The organism is Lactococcus sp. SK2-659, assembly GCF_020218185.2.
Lineage (GTDB): Bacteria > Bacillota > Bacilli > Lactobacillales > Streptococcaceae > Lactococcus > Lactococcus lactis.
In genome coordinates, this window is record NZ_JAIWQZ020000001.1 from 125699 (window position 1) to 139894 (window position 14196).

Below are 14196 nucleotides of genomic sequence, written 5' to 3' on the forward strand. Positions count from 1 at the left end.
AAAAGTTACTGACAGACTTATTAATAAGAGTTAAAAAGGATAAGAAATGGCAGAAATTACCGAAAATACAAAAAAGATTTTAGAAGTTATTCTAAATTTAAAAGAGGGGCAGGTCATGAGTTATCGAGATGTGGGAGCTTTAGCTGGATTGCCAAATGGTGCACGGCAGGTTTCTAGAATTTTGCATTCGATGTCTAAAAAATATGAACTGCCATGGTGGCGTGTAGTGCGTTCTGACAGAACAATTGGATTGCCAGAGCCTGCTAAAAGTGAGCAAATGGAACTTCTAAAAAAAGAGGGAATTTCTTTTACAGCTCAAGGAAAAATAATTATTGAAGATGAACTGCTCTAATAAATAAAAAGTACTTCTATATTTTAGAAGTACTTTTTGTATTCAATTAACTATTACCAAATTTTAAGACGATTTTCTGGTGCACGATACATCTTATCTGTTTCTTTAACATCAAAAGTTTCGTAAAATTCTTCGAGATTTGTTGGTGGAATATTGGCACGAAGTTTAGCGGGTGCATGAACATCCATTGACAAAAGCATTTGTTGGAATTCTTTACTTGCTTTCATGCGCCAAATCTTAGCCCACTGACTAAAGAAAGCCTTCAAATCAACGTCTTTCTCATCTTTAGCTGCTGTCAGTGCCGCTGTAATTCCTCCTTGGTCAGCAATATTTTCTGACACAATGAGTTTTCCGTTTGCTGGACCAGCTTCGGTTTCTACGCCGTCAAAGAGTGCAATCATTTCTTTTTGCTTTTCTTCAAAAGCTTCATAATCTTCATCTAACCACCATTTGTTCAAATTTCCTTCTTTATCGAATTGGGCACCGTTGTTATCAAAAGCATGAGAAATTTCATGAGCAATGACAGCGCCAATTCCACCGTAATTTTGTGATGAAGATTGTTCAAGAGAGTAAAAAGGAGCTTGCAAAATTGCTGCTGGAAAAACAATTGTATTACTATCAGGACTATAATAAGCATTGACCATATGAGCAGGCATATGCCAGCTTGTTTTATCAACATCTTCTGAGAATTTTTCAAAAGTTCGAGCAGTCAAAATTTCATCGAATTTAAGGGCATCTTCATAGAGAGAGCCAGAAGTTGTTTTTAAACGACTATAAATTTCAGGCAATTTATCTGGGAAACCAATGAAAGGAGTAATAGCATCCAATTTTTCAATGGCTTTTTCAGCTGTTTCTTGACTAAGCCACTCATTTTTAGACAAACGCGCTTGGTAAACTTTAATCATCGCAGTGACCATCCGTTTGACATCGGCCTTAGCAGCTTCACCAAAATATTTTTTACCATAGAATAAACCAATCACTTGGCTAAAATAAGACTCAGTCAAATCAAGTTGATGTTTTTCTTGACTTCTTGCTTCTTGAACATTTGAAAGGAAACGTCCGTAAGCTCCACCAAGAATTCTAAGGTCTTCATTGAAGAAAGAAGTAGCGCCACGTGCAATTTTTGTCAGCATCCAAGCTTTAATGAGTGACCAATTTTCTTCATTGATAAGTGAATCAAATGATTCGTAAAAACGGTCTTCATAAACAATGACTTTATCAGGTTCAGTTTTTACTAAATCTTTAATTAAAGATTTTAAATCCAGGTTTTGAACTTTACTGACAAAGCTGTCAGTAGAAATTGGATGATAAAGTTCAGCATATTTTGCCCACTCTTCAGAAGTATTTGCTGACGGAACTAAAAGAGCATCGAATTTAAGGGCAGACTTTGCAATCTCTTCTGCATTTTCAACATCAAATGTCTTTAAAATTTCGCTTGTATTTTTAGCCCAAAAATCAAGTAATTCTTTTTTTCTAGGGTGTTCATCATTATAATAAGTGGTATCAGGTAAAATCAAGCCCGGGCCTGAGAATCCAAGGGAATAGTGAATAGCATCTTTCATATCAGGTTCAACACTAAAAGAAAATGGAAGAGGAGCCTGTGAATGGAAAACGAGTTGAGTCAAATTATTTTTAAAATCTTCAAAAGTATTTAAAGTTTCAACTTTAGCAAGTTCATTTTTTACGGCAGAAAAATCCGCTTTTTCTCTTGCTTGCCAATCTCCTGCTTTATTATAAAATTTGATTGCTTCAAGCAATTCTGGATTATCAGTAGGTAGGTTTTGTGATAACTCAGCTAAATCTTTAGCCAAATTTTTCTCATTTTTTAGTACTAATTCATCAAAAGCTGAAATTCTTGGTTTGTCAGCAGGAATTTCTGCATTTTCTAACCATTCAGCATTAACAGTAGCGAATAAATCATCTTGAATCCTTGTCATATCGACCTCCTATTATGGATATTTTTTATATTATATCACACTTACAAAAAAGCGCTGACGAATTCCATCAGCACTTTTTAACAGCAATTTGAAAATTAATGTAAACTCGTAATTAAATAGTTCTGAAACGATAAATTTTAGCAATTTTGCCAAAAAGTTCAGGGACTTCGGCAAGGCTTCCAGCATCACGGCTTAGACAAGTAAGCTTTTCATCTTTTACTGAAAGCTTGGCAAAATGGTCATGTTGCAACAAGAAATTATGGATCAGCTCTGCAAAATTTGCGTCAGTAAATTTTACAAAAAGTAAATCTCCATTACCAGGAGCTTCCGCATCTAAAGGACCCCCAACGAGTTCAAAAACTGCATCGTAATCATCAGGAAGTTGCTTTGTGAGGAGTTTGATTGTTTTGCGGCTTTCTTGTAGCGCCCAAGTATTATCACCACAAAATACAAATTGTTCAGTACTCAAAGAAATGGGTTCTCTTTCAAGAAGCTCAAGCTCATCAATTCGATTTTGAATATAATTTAGCAAGTTTTGTTTATTATCTAATGTAAGATATTCAAACAAAAGCTTTGCCTTATTATAACTGTACTTGTCATCTTTACCAAGAAGGTATTCAGTTGTGACATTAAAATAATCAGCAATTTCTGTCAATCTTTTGGCAGAAGGTTCTTTTCCCAAGCGATAATTAGCAAGGGCGTTTCTGGGATATCTCAACTCTCTTTCGACCTGGTTGAAAGATTTCTGAGAATCAATAACTAAAGTTTTTAGACGGTCATAGAACATTAAAATCACCTCAACATGTATTGAATAAATATTTTTAATATTTGTAACAAATACATTATATCATATAGTTATTAGATATAAAATACCTAAAACTTAAAAAAATAGCAATATTTAAGTTAAAAAATTAATTGTTGCAAATTCTTTAACAAAATTGACATCTATAACGTTGTGTGGTATTATAAAAGTAATCATAGGAATACTCAATATGCTTTTTGAGAAGAGAAAGGGAAAAATTGAAAGAAATTTATGACAAAATCCAAGACATAAATATTATTTTGAAAAGATCATTTATTGACCTTGGAAAACCACTAGCTTATCAAGAGGTGGTAGAGAAAAGTGCCAAAGTTTTAGAGTCTAGCCTTTTTATCATAGATACCAAACGAAATTGTTTAGGTTATGGTTTTACTGATTCTGATAATTCTTATCAGGATGATATAAGCCTCCAAAATTTTTTTATCTATCAAAAAATATCAAAAGATATCTCTAGTCAACTATTAAATCACTACGAAATGAGCGCAAGCCTACCAATGGCCCAATCAATTTTAGAACCAGTGAAAGAAATTTCGAGCAAATTTCCAAATAAATTTCTCAGCTTTCTACCTATAGAAGGAAATCATTTGAGATTGGGAACCCTTTTTCTACTGACAGATTCTCCTCTGGAAGAAGAAAAGAGAATATTGGTAGATTTTTTATCAACATTTATAGGGAATCAAATGTCTTATATCATGCTGGCAGAACTGGAAGGGCAAAGACGAAATGAAACCTTTGTTTCTTTAGTTCAATCATTATCTCGTTCAGAATTAGAAGCATTTAAAAGCATCATTGAAAAAATAGACCGTTAAACTAGAAAAAGCTTGAAAATTTTCATATAAAATAGTATAATAGAAATAATGGTTTGTCAGCAAAATCTGTGGGATATATTGTCCCCATAGGCTTTGTAAGCAACGAAACACTACTGTTTTCGTTGCTTTTTTGGCGTCTTTTATATTGAATAAACCAGAAAAGTTATAAAAAAGACAAACTACAGACTTTTCGGTTTTTTTAATTAAAAATTCATCAAAAACACAGACTTTTTTAATCAAATCTAAAAAATAGAGGAGAAAACACTTGGCAGGACATGACGTAAAATACGGTAAACACCGTACAAGACGCAGTTTTTCACGTATTAAAGAAGTAATCGGTTTGCCAAACCTCATCGAAGTTCAAACATTAAGTTATAAAAACTTCCTCGATGAAGGTCTTGCAAATGTCTTCAAAGAAATGTTTCCAATCGACAACTTTGCGGGTACAATGGAACTCGAATTTGTTGGTTATGAAATGAAAACCCCAAAATACACTGTTGAAGAAGCTCGCGCACATGACGCAAACTATTCAGCACCTATCTATGTAACCTTCCGTCTTGTAAATAAAGAAACTGGTGAATTAAAAACACAAGAAGTCTTCTTTGGTGACTTCCCACTCATGACTGAAATGGGGACATTTATCAATAACGGTTCAGAACGTTTGATCGTTAGCCAATTGGTACGTAGTCCTGGTTCATACTTCCATCTTAAAGCTGATAAAAACGGTCTTGAAAGTTTTGGACATACAACAATTCCTAACCGTGGAGCTTGGTTTGAGTTAGATACAGATGCTAAAGGCATTGGTTATGTTCGTATTGACCGTACACGTAAATTAACTTTTACAACTATGCTTCGTGCGCTTGGATTTGGTTCAGATGAAGAAATCCTTGAATTGTTGGGCGAAACTCAACTTTTAACAGACACTATTGCAAAAGATGTTCATAAAAACCCAGCTGACACGCGTGTAGAAGAAGCGCTCAAAGACATCTATGACCGCTTGCGTCCAGGAGAACCTAAAACAGCAGATAGCTCACGTGGCTTGCTTGTTGCTCGTTTCTTCGATCCAAAACGTTATGACTTCGCACCTGTTGGACGTTACAAATTTAACAAGAAATTAGCGCTTAAAAATCGTTTGCTTGGTTTGACTTTGGCTGAACCGATTGTTGACCCAGAAACTGGTGAAATTCTTGTTAATACAGATACTCTTGTTACTCGTGATGTGCTTGATTTAATCGAACCATTGCTTGATAACGGTCTTGGAAACTTTGTTGTTGAACCATCTGACGACGCTGTAATTCCAGAACCAATTACTTTGCAAAGTATCAAAGTTTATTCACCTAAAGATCCAGAACGTGTTGTTACATTACTCTCAAATGGTAATCCTGATGCAGAATGCCGTGTCTTGACACCAGCCGATGTGATTTCAAATATCAGCTACTGGCTTGGTCTTGCTGAAGGAATTGGTAAAGTAGACGATATTGACCACTTAGGTAACCGTCGTATCCGTTCAGTAGGTGAATTGCTTCAAAACCAAGTGCGTATCGGACTTTCACGTATGGAACGTGTTATTCGCGAACGTATGTCATCTTCAGAAAATGAAAATATCACACCACAAGGTTTGATTAACATTCGTCCTGTAACAGCTTCAATTAAAGAATTCTTTGGTTCATCACAATTGTCACAATTTATGGACCAACACAATCCTTTATCTGAGCTTTCACACAAACGTCGTTTTTCTGCCTTAGGACCTGGTGGTATCTCACGTGACCGTGCTTCATATGAAGTACGTGACGTTCACTATACTCACTATGGCCGTATGTGTCCTATTGAAACACCTGAAGGACCAAACATCGGTTTGATTAATAACTTGTCATCATACGCCAAAGTAAACGAATATGGTTTCATTATGTCACCATATCGTCGTGTTGACCGTGTAAATGGTATTGTTACTGACGAAGTTGAATATTTGACTGCCGATGAAGAAGACAACTATACTGTTGCCCAAGCCAACTCACCATTGACTGAAGATAGCCGCTTTGCTAACGAAACAGTTATGGCTCGTCATACTGGTAACAATATTGAAGTTGAAGCTTCAACAGCAGACTATATGGATGTTTCACCTAAACAGGTTATCGCCGTTGCTGCTGCATGTATTCCATTCTTGGAAAACGATGACTCCAACCGTGCCCTCATGGGTGCCAACATGCAACGTCAAGCAGTTCCATTGATTGACCCACATGCACCTTGGATTGGTACTGGTATGGAACATCAAACTGCTCGTGACTCAGGTGCTGCGCTTATCGCAAAACATGCTGGTGTTGTTGAGTATGTTGATGGCAATGAAATTCGTGTTCGTCGTACTTCTGGTGAACTTGATATTTACAATATTACAAAATATCGTCGTTCAAACTCAGGAACTTCTTATAACCAACGTCCATTGGCTCGACTTGGAGAAAAAGTTGAGAAAGGGGACATTATTGCTGATGGACCTTCTATGGAAAATGGAGAAATGGCCCTTGGTCAAAATCCACTTGTTGCCTATATGACTTGGGAAGGTTATAACTTCGAGGATGCGGTAATCATGTCAGAACGTTTGATTAAAGACGACGTTTATACATCAATTGCCATCGAAGAATATGAATCAGAAACACGCGATACAAAACTTGGCCCTGAAGAAATTACTCGTGAAATTCCAAACGTTGGGGATGAAGCACTCAAAAACCTTGATGAATCAGGAATTATCCGTATTGGTGCTGAAGTTAAAGATGGTGACTTGCTTGTTGGTAAAGTAACTCCTAAAGGTGAAACTGATCCAACACCAGAAGAACGTTTGCTTCGTGCAATCTTTGGTGAAAAAGCTCGTGAAGTTCGTGATACATCACTTCGTGTTCCTCACGGAGGTGGCGGTATTGTTCATGACGTTCGTGTATTTACACGCGAAAATGGTGATGAATTGCCATCAGGCGTGAATAAACTTGTTCGTGTCTTCATTGCTCAAAAACGTAAGATTCACGTTGGGGATAAAATGGCCGGACGTCATGGTAATAAAGGGGTTGTTTCAAATATCGTTCCAATGGAAGATATGCCTTACTTACCAGATGGAACACCTATTGATATCATGTTGAACCCACTTGGGGTACCATCACGTATGAATATCGGACAAGTTATGGAGCTCCATTTAGGTATGGCTGCTCGTACACTTGGAATTCACATTGCAACTCCAGTGTTTGATGGAGCATCTGATGAAGATATCTGGGATACCGTTAAAGAAGCTGGAATGGCTGATGATGCGAAAACGGTCCTTTATGACGGACGTACTGGTGAACCATTTGATAACCGAATTTCAGTCGGTGTCATGTATATGATTAAACTTCACCACATGGTTGATGATAAACTCCATGCTCGTTCAGTTGGTCCTTACTCACTCGTTACACAACAACCGCTCGGTGGTAAAGCGCAGTTCGGTGGACAACGTTTTGGGGAAATGGAAGTTTGGGCACTTGAAGCCTATGGTGCTGCCAATGTTCTTCAAGAAATCTTGACTTACAAATCAGATGACGTGATTGGACGTACGCGCGCTTATGAAGCTATTGTTAAAGGTGAACGTATTCCTAAACCAGGTCTTCCTGAATCATTCCGCGTATTGGTTAAAGAGTTACAATCACTTGGTCTTGATATGAAAGTCCTTGATGCTGACCGTAATGTTCTTGACTTACGTGAATTGGATGAAGATGAAGTAATGACTCGTCCAGATAATACAGAAATTACTCCTGAAATGCTTGAAGCACAGGAAGCTATTGTTGCACAAGCAGAAGCTGAAGAAGAAGCTTTGATTAACGCTGATACTGAAAAATAAGATTTTGTAATTAATATTTTGAGATAGATTTACTGACAAAAATTTCTGTCAGTAAATCTCTAATCTCATAATCGTCTAGCGTTAAATTTATTAGAAGTGGAGAAAGAATTGGTTGATGTAAATAAATTTGAGAGTATGCGTATTGGTATCGCATCTCCACAAAAAATTCGTTACTGGTCATTCGGTGAAGTTAAAAAACCAGAAACAATTAACTATCGTACACAAAAACCTGAACGTGAAGGACTCTTTGATGAACGTATTTTCGGTCCTCAAAAAGACTGGGAATGTGCTTGTGGAAAACTTAAAGGTGTTTTCTACAAAAATCAAGTCTGCGAACTTTGTGGTGTTCAAGTAACAACTGCAAAATCACGTCGTGAACGTATGGGACATATTGAGCTTGCTGCTCCAATTTCACACATTTGGTACTTCAAAGGAATTCCATCACGTATGGGACTTGCTCTTGATATGAGTCCACGTGCACTTGAAGAAGTGATTTACTTTGCAAGTTATGTTGTGATTGATCCTAAAGAAACTGATCTTGAGAAGAAACAACTCTTGACTGAACGTGAATATCGTGAACAACTTTTGAAAAATGGTTTTGGTTCATTCGTTGCAAAAATGGGTGCTGAAGCGATTCAAGATTTGTTGAACGATGTTGATATTGATAAAGAAGTTTCTGAACTCAAAGAAGAGCTCAAAACAGTTACTGGACAACGTCGTGTAAAAATTATTCGTCGTTTGGACGTTTTGTCAGCTTTCAGAAAATCAGGAAATGCTTTATCTTGGATGGTCTTAAACGTATTACCAGTTATTCCACCAGATTTGCGTCCAATGGTTCAATTAGATGGTGGACGTTTTGCCACATCTGACTTGAATGACTTATACCGTCGTGTTATTAACCGTAATAACCGTTTGAAACGTTTGATGGAACTTAATGCTCCAAATATTATCGTTCAAAATGAAAAACGGATGCTTCAAGAAGCTGTTGATACTTTGATTGACAATGGTCGTCGTGGTCGTCCAATCACTGGTGCTGGTAACCGCCCATTGAAATCTCTTTCACACATGTTGAAAGGGAAACAAGGACGTTTCCGTCAAAACTTGCTTGGTAAACGTGTTGACTATTCTGGACGTTCAGTTATCGCTGTAGGTCCAACACTCAAAATGTACCAATGTGGTGTTCCGCGTGAAATGGCGATTGAGTTGTTCAAACCATTCGTAATGGCTCAACTTGTTAAGAAAGAATTGGCTGCTAATATTCGTGCGGCTAAACGTAAAGTTGAACGTCAAGATTCTGATGTTTGGGATGTACTTGAAACAGTTGTTAAAGAACACCCTGTTCTTCTTAACCGCGCACCTACGCTTCACCGTTTAGGTATTCAAGCTTTTGAACCAGTCTTAATTGATGGTAAAGCCATCCGTCTTCACCCACTTGCTTGTGAAGCCTACAACGCCGACTTTGACGGTGACCAAATGGCCATTCACTTGCCATTGTCTGAAGAAGCACAAGCTGAAGCACGTCTTTTGATGCTTGCTGCTGAACATATCTTGAACCCTAAAGATGGTAAACCAGTTGTTACACCATCTCAAGATATGGTCCTTGGTAACTACTACCTTACGATGGAAGAAAAAGGTCGTGAAGGCGAAGGAATGATTTTTGCAACTCCTGAAGAAGTTGAAATTGCAATGCGTAATGGTTATGTACATTTACATACTCGTATCGGTATCGCAACAAAATCACTCAACAAACCTTGGACAGAAAACCAAAAAGATAAAATCTTGGTAACTACTGTTGGTAAAGTTATTTTCAACTCAATCATTCCTGAAGGAATGCCTTACTTGAACGAACCAACTGATGTTAACTTGACAACTTCAACTGATGACCGCTTCTTTATGGATGCTGGTCAAGATATCAAAGAAGTTTTGGCTGGAATTGATACTGTTCGTCCATTCAAAAAAGGATATCTTGGAAATATCATCGCTGAAGTCTTCAAACGTTACCGTACAACAGCTACATCTGAGTACCTTGACCGCTTGAAAGACCTTGGTTACCACCAATCTACCTTAGCTGGTTTGACTGTGGGTATCGCTGATATCCCTGTTGTTGAAGATAAACATAAAATCATCGATGCTGCACACAAACGTGTGGAACAAATCACTAAACAATTCCGTCGTGGTTTGATTACTGATGATGAACGTTATAACGCTGTTACAGGTGTTTGGCGTGATGCAAAAGAAGCCCTTGAAAAACGATTGATTGATGAACAAGATTTGACAAACCCAATCGTTATGATGATGGACTCTGGAGCCCGTGGTAATATCTCTAACTTCTCTCAACTTGCTGGTATGCGTGGTTTGATGGCCGCTCCTAATGGTAAAATCATGGAATTGCCTATCATCTCAAACTTCCGTGAAGGTCTTTCTGTCTTGGAAATGTTCTTCTCAACTCACGGTGCTCGTAAAGGGATGACCGATACGGCCCTTAAGACAGCCGACTCTGGTTATCTTACTCGTCGTTTGGTTGACGTTGCCCAAGATGTTATCATTCGTGAAGACGACTGTGGAACTGACCGTGGACTTGTAATTTCTGATATTGCTACTGGTAAAGAAATGGTTGAACCACTCTTTGAACGTTTGGTAGGTCGTTATACTCGTAAATCAGTGCTTCATCCAGAAACTGGTGAAATGATTATTGCTGACGACACTTTGATTTCTGAAGATGTTGCCCGTAAAATTATCGATGCTGGTGTTAAAGAAGTAACTATCCGTTCAGTATTTACATGTAAAACTCCACATGGTGTATGTAAACATTGTTATGGTATCAACTTGGCAACAGGTGATGCTGTTGAAGTTGGTGAAGCTGTTGGTACAATCGCCGCTCAATCAATCGGTGAACCTGGTACTCAGTTGACAATGCGTACATTCCACACGGGTGGTGTTGCGTCAAGTTCAGATATCACTCAAGGTTTGCCTCGTGTTCAAGAAATCTTTGAAGCACGTAACCCTAAAGGGGAAGCAATCATCACTGAAGTAACTGGTACAGTTGAATCAATCGTTGAAGATCCTGCTACACGTACTCGTGAAATTACTGTTAAAGGTAAAACAGACACTCGTAGCTACACTGTAGGTATGGCTGATGTCTTGATGGTTGAAGAAGGTGAATTTATTCACCGTGGTGCACCTTTGATTCAAGGTTCTATCGAACCTAAACACTTGCTTCAAGTTCGTGATGCTTTGTCAGTTGAAACTTACTTGCTCGGTGAAGTACAAAAAACTTACCGTTCACAAGGGGTTGAAATTGGTGACAAACACATCGAGGTAATGGTTCGCCAAATGCTTCGTAAAGTTCGTGTCATGGATAATGGTTCAACTGATATCCTTCCAGGTACTTTGATGGATATTTCTGACTTTGAAGCTTTGAATGAAACTGCACTCTTGAATGGTGAAATGCCTGCAACTGGTCGTCCAGTCTTGATGGGTATTACTAAAGCCTCTCTTGAAACAAATTCATTCTTGTCAGCTGCATCATTCCAAGAAACAACTCGTGTCCTTACTGATGCCGCAATTCGTGGTAAAGAAGATCACTTGCTTGGTTTGAAAGAAAATGTTATTATCGGTAAGATTATTCCTGCTGGTACAGGTATGTTCCGTTACCGTAACATTGAACCTTTAGCTGATTTAACAAATGCTCCAGAAGTAGAAGAAGTTGAAACAGAAACTGTGGAAAACTAATTTTAAATCTAGAAAATAAATAAAAATTACTGACAGAATTTCTGTCAGTAATTTTTTTATTTTTGTCAGTAACTTTTTTTATTAAATTTACTGACAAAATCATTAAAAACATAAAATCTCTGTCATTTTTGGTAAAATAATTCTATGACTTATTATCTCCTTGCAAATCCCAATTCTGGTGCAGGTAAAGGTGCGCGGACTTTGGAGACTTTGATTCCATATTTGGAAAAAAATAATTATGAATATCGACTTTTTAAAACTAAAGCTGCTGGAGAAGAAGGCGCTTTGGTCAGACAAATATTAGACCTTAAAAATCCGGATGACCACTTAGTTATTATTGGTGGGGATGGTACCATTTCACTTGTCATTAATGAACTTCCAGAAGAAGAGGCCTTTTCTTATATTCCTTCAGGTTCTGGCAATGATTTCGCCAGAAGCTTAAAGTTGAAGCTTGACCCAATTGAATCTTTTGAAGCTGCTCGTAGAGGAATTAATCATGAGATTTTTATCATGAATTATCAATCTAAAGGATTGAGTGGCTATGCTCTAAATAATATTGGAATTGGTTTAGATGCAACTATCGTGAAATCTGCCAATGAAGGAAAGCTTAAACAAGTGCTTAACAAATTGAAATTGGGAAGTTTTTCATATATTTTGACTGCCTTGCACGTTTTGATAACTAAAAAACCATTTCCAGCTTTAATTGAAGTAGAAAATCAAGAAATTTCACTAGAAAATGCCTTTCTGATGACTTTTACCAAACATCCATACTTTGGAGGTGGAGTAAAAATTTCTCCTGAGGCCACCAATGAAAATGCAGATATTCACCTTGTTGAATATAATAAACATCATTTATTACGGACTTTTTCATTAATTCCAAGTGTTCTTCGTGGAATGCATTTAAAACATCCCTTATTTTTACACCGAGTGAGTCCTCAGTTTTCTGTAGAATTAGCAGAAAGTCAACCAGTCCAAATTGATGGAGAAATTCATGAGTTAGTTGCTGCTGACAGACTTTCAATCAGTACTGAAAGAAGAATGATTATTTACTGACAGAATAAAAAAACTCCAATTATGGAGTTTTTATTTATTTTCAATTAATTATTATACAATAATTGTTGTATTTTTATACTTTTTATATTATAATTATGCTATTGTTTTTTTATAAAAATAGAAATTATAAAACAGAAAAGAGAAAATATGAACTTTGATTTTTTACCGAAATATCTGCCCTATTTTAATGATGGGATGATTGTCACAATTTTGATTTCAGCTTTCGTGGTTTTGATTGGAACACTCTTAGGGATTGTCACAGCCCTTGCCAAGATTTCTAAAATTGCTCCATTGCGCTGGTTGGCAAATATCTATATTGAAATTTTCCGTGGAACACCAATGCTCGTTCAAATTATGCTTGGTTTTGGCTTAATGGGAAGTCTATCTTTACCAACCTTTCAAGTTGGGATTTTACAACAAGATTTGGGGCGCTTGATTCCAGGGATTATTGTAATCTCATTGAATTCGGGGGCTTATATGGCGGAAATTGTTCGGGCTGGAATTGAAGCTGTTCCTCTTGGACAAAAAGAAGCAGCCTATTCATTAGGAATTCGCCCAAGACAAGCGATGGCAACCGTTATTTTACCTCAGGCTTTGAGAAACATTCTACCAGCCGTCGGCAATGAATTTGTGACAATTATCAAGGATAGCTCGCTTCTTTATACAATTGGGGTAATGGAAGTTTTCAATGGTGCACAAACAGTAGCAAATTTGACTTATCAAACCATTAGCCCGATGTTATTTGTAGCTCTCTACTATTTTGTAGTCACTTTTGTTGTCAGTCGCTTACTTGTTTTATTTGAAAAGAAACTCGGGAAAGGATATGCAAAATAATGAATGAATATTTAATCGAAATAAAAAATCTGCATAAATATTTTGGAAAAAATGAAGTCTTAAAAGGACTTGATATCCAAATAAAAAAAGGTGAAGTTGTTGTGATGATTGGCCCCTCTGGCTCTGGGAAATCAACTTTTTTAAGAACGATGAACTTATTAGAAAAGCCAACAGATGGTCAAGTCTATTTTGAAGGAGTTAATATTGCTGATAAATCAGTGGATGTCTTCAAACACCGAGAAAAAATGGGGATGGTTTTTCAACAATTTAATCTATTTCCTAATATGACAGTCCTTGAAAATCTATGTTTGGCTCCAGTTAAAACGGGTAAAATGACCAAAGAAGAAGCTAAAAAAACGGCGGAAGATTTACTTCAAAGAGTTGGACTCTCAGATAAAGCAGAGGCTTATCCACAAGCATTGTCAGGTGGGCAACAACAAAGGGTAGCTATTGCTCGTGCTTTAGCCATGAACCCAGATGTGATGCTTTTTGATGAACCAACATCAGCACTTGACCCTGAAATGGTTGGTGAAGTTTTAGCCGTGATGCAAGAACTTGCCAAAGAAGGCATGACAATGGTTGTTGTAACCCATGAAATGGGATTTGCTAAAACAGTTGCTGACAGAGTTTTGTTCATGGCTGATGGGACAATTGTTGAGCAAGGAAAACCGGCACAAGTTTTTGATTCTCCAAAAGAAAAAAGAACACAAGACTTTTTAGCAAAAGTCCTATAATTTAAAAGCTTATAGTTAAAGAGAATATCAAAAAAACGGCATGTCTGCTGTTTTTTTTCTGGTCTGTGG

Annotated in this window: 9 protein-coding genes; 7 read left to right on the forward strand and 2 right to left on the reverse strand. The window is 37.1% G+C overall.

Annotated features, from left to right (window positions below):
• Positions 1 to 46: 46 nt before the first annotated feature.
• On the forward strand, positions 47 to 352 hold the full coding sequence (locus LDP15_RS00650) for an MGMT family protein (protein WP_003130332.1): 306 nt from the start codon (positions 47 to 49) through the stop codon (positions 350 to 352).
• A 53-nt stretch (positions 353 to 405) separates the two neighbouring features.
• Here LDP15_RS00650 and pepO read toward each other — a convergent pair whose 3' ends face one another.
• Both pepO and LDP15_RS00660 read right to left on the reverse strand, forming a co-directional pair.
• A complete protein-coding gene (gene pepO / locus LDP15_RS00655; RefSeq protein ID WP_225513410.1) occupies positions 406 to 2289 on the reverse strand; it encodes a M13-type metalloendopeptidase in 1884 nt (627 codons plus the stop codon).
• Between the two features lie 112 nt (positions 2290 to 2401).
• Complete coding sequence (locus tag LDP15_RS00660) at positions 2402 to 3076, reverse strand: helix-turn-helix transcriptional regulator (RefSeq protein ID WP_017864929.1); 675 nt, start codon at positions 3074 to 3076, stop codon at positions 2402 to 2404.
• Between the two features lie 233 nt (positions 3077 to 3309).
• On the opposite strand from LDP15_RS00660, the gene LDP15_RS00665 reads away from it, so the two are divergent.
• From LDP15_RS00665 to LDP15_RS00690, 6 genes are all read left to right on the forward strand, one after another.
• Complete coding sequence (locus LDP15_RS00665) at positions 3310 to 3918, forward strand: transcriptional regulator (RefSeq protein ID WP_042230578.1); 609 nt, start codon at positions 3310 to 3312, stop codon at positions 3916 to 3918.
• Between the two features lie 265 nt (positions 3919 to 4183).
• Entirely contained in the window at positions 4184 to 7774 is a 3591-nt protein-coding gene (gene rpoB / locus LDP15_RS00670; protein ID WP_042230576.1) for a DNA-directed RNA polymerase subunit beta, read from the forward strand.
• Positions 7775 to 7882: 108 nt separating this feature from the next.
• Positions 7883 to 11506 (forward strand): DNA-directed RNA polymerase subunit beta', encoded by a 3624-nt coding sequence (rpoC, locus tag LDP15_RS00675; protein WP_017864926.1) that lies wholly within the window; start codon positions 7883 to 7885, stop codon positions 11504 to 11506.
• A 144-nt stretch (positions 11507 to 11650) separates the two neighbouring features.
• The gene (locus LDP15_RS00680) at positions 11651 to 12559 is read left to right on the forward strand and encodes a diacylglycerol kinase family protein (protein WP_003130548.1); all 909 of its coding nucleotides are present in this window, start codon (positions 11651 to 11653) and stop codon (positions 12557 to 12559) included.
• Between the two features lie 147 nt (positions 12560 to 12706).
• On the forward strand, positions 12707 to 13393 hold the full coding sequence (locus LDP15_RS00685; RefSeq protein WP_004255158.1) for an amino acid ABC transporter permease: 687 nt from the start codon (positions 12707 to 12709) through the stop codon (positions 13391 to 13393).
• The gene (locus LDP15_RS00690; RefSeq protein ID WP_004255171.1) at positions 13393 to 14127 is read left to right on the forward strand and encodes an amino acid ABC transporter ATP-binding protein; all 735 of its coding nucleotides are present in this window, start codon (positions 13393 to 13395) and stop codon (positions 14125 to 14127) included. The genes LDP15_RS00685 and LDP15_RS00690 overlap by 1 nt, the downstream gene beginning before the upstream one ends.
• The last annotated feature ends 69 nt before the right edge of the window (positions 14128 to 14196 follow it).

Coding starts and splice junctions, on each gene's coding strand:
- LDP15_RS00660 (WP_017864929.1), bottom strand. CDS start 3,076: ATGTTCTATGACCGTCTAAAAACTTTAGTTATTGATTCTCAGAAATCT.
- LDP15_RS00680 (WP_003130548.1), top strand. CDS start 11,651: ATGACTTATTATCTCCTTGCAAATCCCAATTCTGGTGCAGGTAAAGGT.
- LDP15_RS00690 (WP_004255171.1), top strand. CDS start 13,393: ATGAATGAATATTTAATCGAAATAAAAAATCTGCATAAATATTTTGGA.
- LDP15_RS00685 (WP_004255158.1), top strand. CDS start 12,707: ATGAACTTTGATTTTTTACCGAAATATCTGCCCTATTTTAATGATGGG.
- LDP15_RS00650 (WP_003130332.1), top strand. CDS start 47: ATGGCAGAAATTACCGAAAATACAAAAAAGATTTTAGAAGTTATTCTA.
- pepO (WP_225513410.1), bottom strand. CDS start 2,289: ATGACAAGGATTCAAGATGATTTATTCGCTACTGTTAATGCTGAATGG.